The sequence below is a fragment of the Elstera litoralis genome (genome assembly GCF_000963705.1).
Lineage (GTDB): Bacteria > Pseudomonadota > Alphaproteobacteria > Elsterales > Elsteraceae > Elstera > Elstera litoralis.
In genome coordinates this window covers 1-8,335 of record NZ_LAJY01000274.1, presented here as the reverse complement: position 1 = coordinate 8,335, position 8,335 = coordinate 1, and the positions used below count along the sequence as shown (strand labels likewise).

The window sequence follows — 8,335 nt, the reverse complement described above, 5'->3', positions numbered from 1 at the left end:
ACAGATCGATATTCTTCACTGGCTTCTTATCGGCGGTGCGCCAGCTATTCTTCTTCCAGGTCGGCATATATTTGGTGATGCCGTCGATCACATATTTGCTGTCGGTGAAAATATCCACTGCAACCGGGCGTTTCAGCGCTTCCAGCCCCTGGATAATCGCCATCATCTCCATACGATTATTGGTGGTATCGCGCTCACCGCCGAAAAGCTCCTTCTCGACGCCGCGAAACCGCAAAATCACCCCCCAGCCGCCAGGGCCAGGGTTGCCGCTGCACGCGCCATCGGAGAAAAGGGCGACTTTTTCAAGAGGTTCCGTCTCGCTCACGAAACCCGCTCCAACCCATAAGAAACCGCATCGCTGACGTGCTGATGAAAGCGCAGCTTGGCCCAATATTCCATCGGGTCTTTCGGCTTCACCAGCGCCCCCGGCGGGCGGTTCAGCCAATCGTAGAGGCGGGTGAGCAGGAAGCGCAAGGCGGAGCCGCGACAGAGGATCGGCAGGGCCTTGATCTCGGCGTCGGTGAGCGGGCGCACCGCCTGATAACGGCGCAGCAGGCCCATTGCCTTAGTGATGTTGAAGCTGCCGTCGGCCTCGAAGCACCAGGCGTTGAGGCAGATCGACAAATCGTAGGCCAGCGCATCGGTGCAGGCGAAGTAGAAGTCGATTAGCCCGCTCACCTTGTCGCCGGTGAAGAAGACATTATCGGGGAAGAGGTCGGCGTGGATCACGCCCTGGGGCAAATCCTTCGGCCACTGGGCTTTCAGAGACGCGAATTCTTCGGCCAGCGCTGCTGCCAGTCCGGGGCGCACGTCATCGGCCTGGGCTTCGGTCGCCGCGATCAGCTTCGCCCAGCCGTCCACGGACAGGGAGTTCGCCCGGCGCAGGGGAAAATCCGCCCCGGCCTTATGCAGCTTGGCCAAAGCCTCGCCCAGTTCCGCCGTATGCCCCGGCACGATCCGGCGCGGCCACACCCCCGGCAGGAAGCTGACCATCGCGGCGGGGCGATCGCGCAAAACGCGCAAACGCTGGCCGGTTTCGGTGGTCAGCGGGATCGGGCAGGAGAGGCCACGCGCGGCGAGGTGATCCATCAGCCCGATGAAAAACGGCAGATCGTCCGGGTTCACCCGCTTTTCGTAGAGGGTGAGGATATAGCGGCCCTCGGTGGTATTGATGAGGAAGTTGGAATTCTCCACCCCCTCGGCGATGCCCATATAGGAGGTCACCTCGCCGATGCCGTAATCGGCCACAAAGGCGCGCAGTTCCTCATCGGGAATATCGGTATAAACAGCCATTGAGATTATCCCGCCAGCGCCTTGGGCAGTTTGAAGGTTATGGTTTCCTCGGTCACGCGGATCTCGCGGATGGTCACGGTCCGATGCTGGCGCGCGGCGGCGATCACCTCATCGACCAGCACTTCCGGGGCCGATGCCCCCGCTGACAGCCCGAGGGTGTGAATATCGGCAAAATCCGCCCAATCGATCTCGCTCGCCCGCTGGATCAGCCCGGCGCGCGGACAGCCGGAGCGTTCCGCCACTTCCACCAGCCGCCGCGAGTTGGAGGAATTGGGCGCGCCGATCACCAGCAGCGCCTCGCTTTGCTCGGCAATCGCTTTGACCGCTTCCTGCCGGTTGGTAGTGGCGTAGCAAATATCGCCCTTGCGCGGGCCTTGCAGGGCGGGGAAACGCGTTTCCAGCGCCGCCACGATATCCTTAGTGTCGTCCACCGACAGGGTGGTTTGGGTGATATAGGCGATTTGCGCCGGATCGGGCACCGTCACGCTTTCGGCCTGGGCGAGATCTTCCACCAGCGTCACCGAGCCCGGCGGCAGTTGGCCCATCGTGCCGATTACCTCCGGGTGGCCCTTATGGCCGATCAGCAGAATATGCAGCCCCGCCTCATGGTGCCGTTCGGCTTCGAGATGCACTTTCGAGACCAGCGGGCAGGTGGCATCGAGATAGATCATCTGCCGCCGCTCGGCTTCCGCCGGGATCGCCTTCGGCACGCCGTGGGCCGAAAAAATCACGGGCCGATCATCGGGCACCTGATCCAGCTCCTTCACGAACACCGCGCCTTGCGCTTCCAGGCTTTCGACGACGAAGCGGTTATGGACAATCTCATGGCGCACATAGACCGGCGCGCCGAACTTCCGCAGCGCCTGTTCGACAATCTGAATCGCCCGGTCCACCCCAGCGCAAAAACCGCGCGGGCCAGCAAGTAACACCGTGAGCGGCGGAAGAGACTCTGTCATCGCACCTATCCTTCAAAGCCGCTGCACCCTAAATCGCTTTACCTCGCCAGGACAAGCCTAACCCCCACTCGCCGCAGTAGGAAGCGAGCGCCGGGGCTGCTATGTAAGGGGCCTTGGTTTCGAAAAGGGGTTTACGAGCATGGGTGCGGTTTCGACGGCGGTTCGGTTGGGGGCTCTTAGCCTGGGGCTTATGCTTGCTGCGTGCAGCGGCCCGGCGACCACATCCACCGTGCCCCCTTGCCCGCGCGTCGGCATTCTCGCCGATGCCGCCCGTATGACGATTTTCCGCGATGGGGCGGGGCGTGATATTACCGACGTGCAGTCCTTCTCCCAAATCGCGGGCTTCTCCGGCTCCTGCTATTATGAAGACAAGCTGCGCACGGTGATGGTTGATCTGCGCATCGAACTCACCTCCGAACGCGGGGCCGCCGCCAATGGGCCGCGCTGGGCCGATCTGCCCTATTTCGTCAGCATTCTCGATAAGAACCGCGCGATCATCGCCCAGCAAGATTTTACCTTGCGCGCCGAGTATCCGGTGAACAGCATTCGCGTGGGCCTGTTCGACGAAATCGAACAGCGCCTCCCCCTGCAAGCGGGCGAATTCGGCGATGCTTACGAAGTGCTGATCGGCTTCCGCCTCACGCCGGACCAGTTGGAATGGAACCGGCAGAACAGCCACCGCTAAGGCTGCTCGTCTGCGTCAACCGGCGCTTCGGACGGGACCGCCCGTCCTGCGCCGCGCGCGGATCGGAAAAACTGCTCGCGGCCCTAGCCCCGATGCTGGCCGCGCTCGATCCGCCGATTGCCGCCTTCCCCGCGCCGTGCCAAGGAAGATGCAGCCGAGGGGTGACGCTGCGTCTGCTCCCCACTGGGCGATTGGTTCTGGATAATGATCCGCGCCAGCCGGAGGCCGCGATAGCGCGGCTGCTGAGCCCACCCGAGGGTGACTAGAAGCGCGGATTCTCAAGGGGTCGAAACCCCTTGAGCGGGGCGAGGGGCAGAGCCCCCTACTTTATCCGCTGCAACAGATCGTCGAGTTGTTCCAGCGAGGCGTAATGCAGCACCAACTGCCCGCTTTCGCCCTGCATGAGAATCTCCACCGGCACGCCGAGCTTATTGGCGAGATCGGCTTCCAGCGCTAGCGTATCCGGGTCTTTCACGCCGCCGACGGTCGCTTTCGGGCGACGCACTTTCGGCGCGGGCGGGGCGAAGATCGGCTGGCCGTCTTTCGCGCGCTGGGCCATTTGCTCGACGGCGCGAACGGACAGCTTCTTAGCGATGATCTGCTCGGCGGCTTCCTCCGGGTTCGGCAGCGTGAGGAGCGCGCGGGCGTGGCCGGCTGAAAGCGCGCCGCTTTCCACCAGCTCGCGCACGGCTTCCGGCAGGTTCAGCAGGCGCAGCATATTGGCGATATGGCTGCGGCTTTTGCCCAAGTGATTGGCGAGCACTTCCTGGGTATGGCCGAACTCGTCCATCAGGCGGCGGTAGCTTCGGCTTCTTCCAGCGGCGTGAGGTCTTGCCGCTGGATGTTTTCCAGCAGCGAGACTTCCAGCGCCTGCCGGTCGGTCATATCGCGGATGACGACCGGGACTTCGTGAAGCTGGACGGCTTGGGCCGCGCGCCAGCGCCGCTCCCCCGCAACGATCTCATACTTATTATCGCCAAGTGGGCGGACGATTAGGGGTTGGACGACCCCCTGTTGCCGCACCGAGGCGATGAGCTGTTCCATCGCCTCCGCCTCGAACCTCCGGCGCGGCTGATAGCGGCCCGGCGTGAGGTAGGAAACGGGAAGCGTGCGGGGGAGGGGCGGCGTGCCGCCCGTGGTTTCCGCCGCAGCTTGATCCGGCTCATCGTCGCCGAAAATCGCCGAGAGCCCCTTGCCCAAACGCCGGGGCTTCTTTGCCTTATCGTCGATCATGCCGCGACCCATTCCGTTTCTTGCTTCAACACTTCGCGCGCCAGATCCAGATAGGCGCGGCTGCCGGGGGATTTCAGATCATAGATCAGCACCGGCTTGCCGTGGCTGGGGGCTTCCGACACGCGCACATTGCGCGGGATCACCGCCTCATAGACCAGCTTGCCCATATGCTCGCGCACGTCGGACGCGACAAGGTCCGACAGGTTATTGCGCTTATCGTACATGGTCAGCACAATACCCTGAATGGTGAGATCGGGATTGAAGCTCTTCTTCACCCGTTCCACCGTGCGCAGCAGATGGCCCAAGCCTTCGAGCGCATAAAACTCGCATTGCAGCGGCACCAACACGGCATCGGCGGCGACCAGCGCGTTCAGCGTTAGCAGGCCCAACGAGGGCGGGCAGTCGATGAGGATATAATCATAGGGCAGCGGCTGCTTTTCCAGCGCATCGCGCAAGCGATACTCGCGCTCGTCCTGATCGATCAACTCGAACTCGGCCCCGGCCAGATCGACGGAGGAGGTGACGAGCGACAGGCCCGGCACTTCGGTGCCCACGGCGGCATCGGTGATCGACGCGCCATCGGTCAGCACCTGATAGGCCCCGACCGACCGATAGCGCCGATCAATCCCGAAGCCGGTCGACGCATTGCCCTGGGGATCGAGATCCAACACCAGCACGCGCTTGTCACACGCGGCGAGCGCGGTTGCGAGGTTCACCGCCGTCGTGGTTTTGCCGACGCCGCCCTTTTGATTGGCGACCGCGATCACCCGGCCTAACGGACCGGCGGAGGTTGCCGAAGCGGATTCAGGAGACATGATGAACATCCTTGATCGATAAGATCATGGCCGACGGGTGGGTGCGGCTCGGCGTGGTCGCCAGCGTAAAACGGTAGCGCGGCTGGGCCGCGTCCACTTCATTCTGCCAGGATTCACCCTTGAGGAACAATCCCTGCCAACCGCCTGCGTCCACGGGACGCCCCACGTGATTAGCATAGGTCAGCAAATCGGCGAGCGGCGCGAGCGCGCGGGCCGTGACGAGATCGGCGTTCAGCGAGGGCAGGGCTTCCAGGCGCTTCGTATGGACCGTCACCGGCGCGTCGGTGAGGCGGGCGGCTTCGCGCAGAAAGGTGCATTTGCGGCTGTCGCTTTCGATCAGGTGCGTTTCGATCCCCGTGAGGATCGCCAGCACCAAACCGGGGAAACCGCCGCCGCTGCCCATATCGACAATCCGGGTGGTGCCGAGCGGCACCAGCGGTAGCAGTTGCGCCGAATCCTCAAAATGGCGAACCCACAGGTCTGCTACCGTGGACGGGGCGATTAGGTTGATGCGCGGCTGCCACTTGCACAGCAGCTCGGCATAGGTGTCGAGTCGGGCGCGTGTTTCACGTGAAACATCGCTGAGGATTGCCGGGCTTTGGGTCACGCGGCAACCGACTTTTGCTTCACGTGCCGCAGCAGTGCGATCACCGCCGCCGGGGTGACGCCCGGCACGCGCGCCGCCGCCCCGAGGGTTTCCGGCCTTGCCGCGATCAGCTTCTGCCGTACTTCCGCCGACAGGCTGCCGACCTTGGTGTAATCCAGATCCAGCGGCAGGCTCAGGCTTCATCCTTGCGGAACGCCCGAATATCCGCCTCTTGCCGGTCCAGATACCCGGCATAGCCCGCGTCGATCACGAGTTGCTCGACCACATCGGCGCGCAGATTGGCAAGCTCCGGCCAAATGCCGGTAAGCCGGTCGATAGTGACATCGGGGAAGCGCAGCAGATCGAGCGCCGTGCGCGCCACGCCATCTTGAGTGATGGCGATACCGCGTTTCGCCAGCTCGGTCGGCGTCATCTTCAGGCCGGTGGCGAGCGTGCGTGCCGCGAGCAGGGCCGCTTCCTTTTCGCCATAAATGCGCGCCCGCGCCGACCCCACAACGCCGATGGCGGTGCCGAGATTGGTCAGGCGCTGGTCGGCATTATCGGCGCGCAGGGACAGGCGATACTCCGCCCGGCTGGTGAACATGCGGTAGGGCTCAGCGGTGCCGCGCGTCGTGAGATCATCGATCATCACGCCGATATAGGCCTGACTGCGGTCCAGGGTGAAATCGACTTCCCCGCCGCCTGCGCGCAAGGCGGCATTGAGCCCGGCGATCAAGCCTTGCGCGGCGGCTTCCTCGTACCCCGTCGTGCCATTGATCTGGCCCGCGAAGAACAAGCCGGTGACGCGCTTGGTTTCCAGCGTCGCCCGCAACTCGCGCGGATCGACGTAATCATATTCGATGGCATAGCCGGGGCGGATAATGACCGTCTTCTCAAGCCCCGGAATCGAAGCGATCACCAACCGCTGCACATCCTCCGGCAGCGAGGTCGAAATGCCGTTCGGGTAAACGGTGGGATCGTCCAAGCCTTCCGGCTCCAGGAAAATCTGATGCGCCGTGCGGTCGGCAAAGCGCACCACCTTATCCTCAATCGACGGGCAGTAGCGCGGGCCGGTACTGGCGATCTGGCCGCTATACATCGGCGCGCGATGCAGGTTTTCGCGGATAATGCGATGGGTGTCTTCGGTCGTATAGGTGATGCCGCAGTCCACCTGGGGCGTGGTAATCCGATCCGTGAGGTACGAGAAGGGGGGCGGGGGCGTGTCGCCCTTCTGGCTCTCAAGGGCGGCCCAATCGATGGTGCGCCCATCCAGCCGCGCGGGCGTGCCGGTCTTGAGCCGGCCCAGAGCAAAGCCGCGCGACAGCAGCGCTTCGGATAGGCCCAGCGCCGGCGGCTCGCCAACGCGCCCCGCCGGAATCTGGGTTTCGCCGATATGGATAAGCCCGTTCAGGAAGGTGCCTGTGGTGAGCACCACCGCGCCCGTGGCGATCTCTGTCCCATCGGCCAGCACCACAGCGCTGATGCGCTCGTCAATGCCGGGGGTGCCGGTGAAGCGAAGATCGACCGCCGCGCCTTCGTGAATCACGAGGTTCGGCGTTTCGGCGAGCAGGTCTTGCACGGCAGCCGCATAGAGCTTGCGGTCGGCCTGGGCGCGGGGGCCACGGACGGCGGGGCCTTTCGACTGGTTGAGAATGCGGAACTGAATCCCGCCCCGGTCGATAGCGCGCGCCATGATCCCATCAAGCGCGTCGATCTCGCGCACCAGATGGCCTTTGCCCAGGCCGCCAATAGCGGGGTTGCACGACATCGCCCCCACCGTGTCTTTCCGGTGGGTGAGCAAGAGGGTGCGCGCGCCCATGCGGGCCGCCGACGCGGCGGCTTCCGTACCGGCGTGCCCACCGCCCACGACAATGACATCAAATTTCTGCATCATGGCGCGGACCTTACGCAAAACCACGGGTTCCGGCAAGAGACGGACCCCTGAGGGAGCCCTGCCATGACAATAACGCCGAACCCTTTCGACCCCGCGCGCCTGCGCCTTGATGGCAAGAAGGGCCTGATCGTCGGCATCGCCAACGAACACTCCATCGCCTACGGCTGCGCCCAAGCCACCCACGCCCTGGGGGCCGAGTTGGCGATAACCTATCTGAATGAGAAGGCAAAACCCCACGTCGCCCCGCTGGCGGAGGGGATGGGAATCGAACTCGTTCTACCGCTGAACGTCGCCGAGCCGGGTGCGCTGGAGACGGTGTTCGAGACCCTCGCCGCGCGCTGGGGCAAGCTCGATTTCCTCATCCATTCCATCGCCTTCGCCCCCAAGGATGACCTGCAAGGCCGCCTCACCGATAGCTCCAGCCCCGGCTTTGCCGAGGCAATGGATATCTCCTGCCATTCCTTCATTCGCATGGCAAAGCTCGCCGAACCCCTGATGACGGACGGCGGCACCCTCTTCGCCATGAGTTACCTCGGGGCGCAAAGGGTCGTGGAACATTATAATCTGATGGGGCCGGTCAAAGCCGCGCTGGAAAGCGCCGGGCGCTATCTGGCCGCCGAGCTTGCGCCGAAAAACATCCGCGTCCATATCCTCTCCCCCGGCCCGATCCGCACCCGCGCCGCCTCGGGCCTTGCCGAGTTTGATACGCTGATCGAGGAAACCCAAGACCGCACCCCCGGCCACCGCCTCGCCACGATCGAAGACGTCGGCCTCGCCACCGCCCTGCTCGCCACCGATGCCGCCCGGATCATGACCGGGGAGACTTTGTTCATTGATGGGGGGTATCATTTGATGGGGTAGGGGAGGGGCAAA

Annotated in this window: 9 protein-coding genes and 2 pseudogenes; 3 read left to right on the top strand and 8 right to left on the bottom strand. The window is 63.9% G+C overall.

Annotated elements, in window-relative coordinates; genetic code table 11:
• The 3 genes from rnhA to ispH all read right to left on the bottom strand — a co-directional run.
• Positions 1 to 325, bottom strand: a 325-nt coding sequence (gene rnhA, locus VZ95_RS11190) for a ribonuclease HI (RefSeq protein WP_045775910.1), incomplete at its 3' end; no start/stop codon positions are given.
• The gene (locus VZ95_RS11185) at positions 322 to 1,293 is read right to left on the bottom strand and encodes a homoserine kinase (protein ID WP_045775909.1); all 972 of its coding nucleotides are present in this window, start codon (positions 1,291 to 1,293) and stop codon (positions 322 to 324) included. The genes rnhA and VZ95_RS11185, both read right to left, overlap by 4 nt.
• A 5-nt stretch (positions 1,294 to 1,298) precedes the next feature.
• Positions 1,299 to 2,249, bottom strand: a complete 951-nt coding sequence (ispH, locus tag VZ95_RS11180; RefSeq protein ID WP_045775908.1) for a 4-hydroxy-3-methylbut-2-enyl diphosphate reductase — start codon at positions 2,247 to 2,249, stop codon at positions 1,299 to 1,301.
• A gap of 139 nt (positions 2,250 to 2,388) precedes the next feature.
• On the opposite strand from ispH, the gene VZ95_RS11175 reads away from it, so the two are divergent.
• Both VZ95_RS11175 and VZ95_RS24080 read left to right on the top strand, forming a co-directional pair.
• Positions 2,389 to 2,934 carry a hypothetical protein gene (locus tag VZ95_RS11175; protein WP_045775907.1) on the top strand — a complete coding sequence of 182 codons (546 nt, stop codon included), beginning with the start codon at positions 2,389 to 2,391 and terminating at the stop codon, positions 2,932 to 2,934.
• A complete protein-coding gene (locus VZ95_RS24080) occupies positions 2,907 to 3,200 on the top strand; it encodes a hypothetical protein (protein WP_156995246.1) in 294 nt (97 codons plus the stop codon). Before VZ95_RS11175 ends, VZ95_RS24080 begins: the two co-directional genes overlap by 28 nt.
• A gap of 56 nt (positions 3,201 to 3,256) precedes the next feature.
• Here VZ95_RS24080 and VZ95_RS28840 read toward each other — a convergent pair whose 3' ends face one another.
• From VZ95_RS28840 to mnmG, 5 genes and pseudogenes are all read right to left on the bottom strand, one after another.
• Positions 3,257 to 3,493, bottom strand: coding sequence for a hypothetical protein (locus tag VZ95_RS28840; protein ID WP_456297698.1), 237 nt, complete (start codon positions 3,491 to 3,493; stop codon positions 3,257 to 3,259).
• Positions 3,494 to 3,535: 42 nt separating this feature from the next.
• Positions 3,536 to 4,167: pseudogene (locus VZ95_RS28835) on the bottom strand (ParB/RepB/Spo0J family partition protein); the annotation flags it as partial.
• The gene (locus VZ95_RS11165) at positions 4,164 to 4,982 is read right to left on the bottom strand and encodes a ParA family protein (RefSeq protein WP_045775906.1); all 819 of its coding nucleotides are present in this window, start codon (positions 4,980 to 4,982) and stop codon (positions 4,164 to 4,166) included. The gene VZ95_RS11165 and the pseudogene VZ95_RS28835, both read right to left, overlap by 4 nt.
• Positions 4,972 to 5,589, bottom strand: a complete 618-nt coding sequence (gene rsmG, locus VZ95_RS11160) for a 16S rRNA (guanine(527)-N(7))-methyltransferase RsmG (protein WP_198148242.1) — start codon at positions 5,587 to 5,589, stop codon at positions 4,972 to 4,974. Before rsmG ends, VZ95_RS11165 begins: the two co-directional genes overlap by 11 nt.
• A pseudogene (mnmG, locus tag VZ95_RS11155) lies at positions 5,586 to 7,459 on the bottom strand (tRNA uridine-5-carboxymethylaminomethyl(34) synthesis enzyme MnmG). Before mnmG ends, rsmG begins: the two are co-directional and overlap by 4 nt.
• Positions 7,460 to 7,525: 66 nt before the next feature.
• Here mnmG and fabI point away from each other — a divergent pair.
• Positions 7,526 to 8,323 (top strand): enoyl-ACP reductase FabI, encoded by a 798-nt coding sequence (gene fabI, locus VZ95_RS11150; RefSeq protein WP_198148241.1) that lies wholly within the window; start codon positions 7,526 to 7,528, stop codon positions 8,321 to 8,323.
• Positions 8,324 to 8,335: the final 12 nt, after the last annotated feature.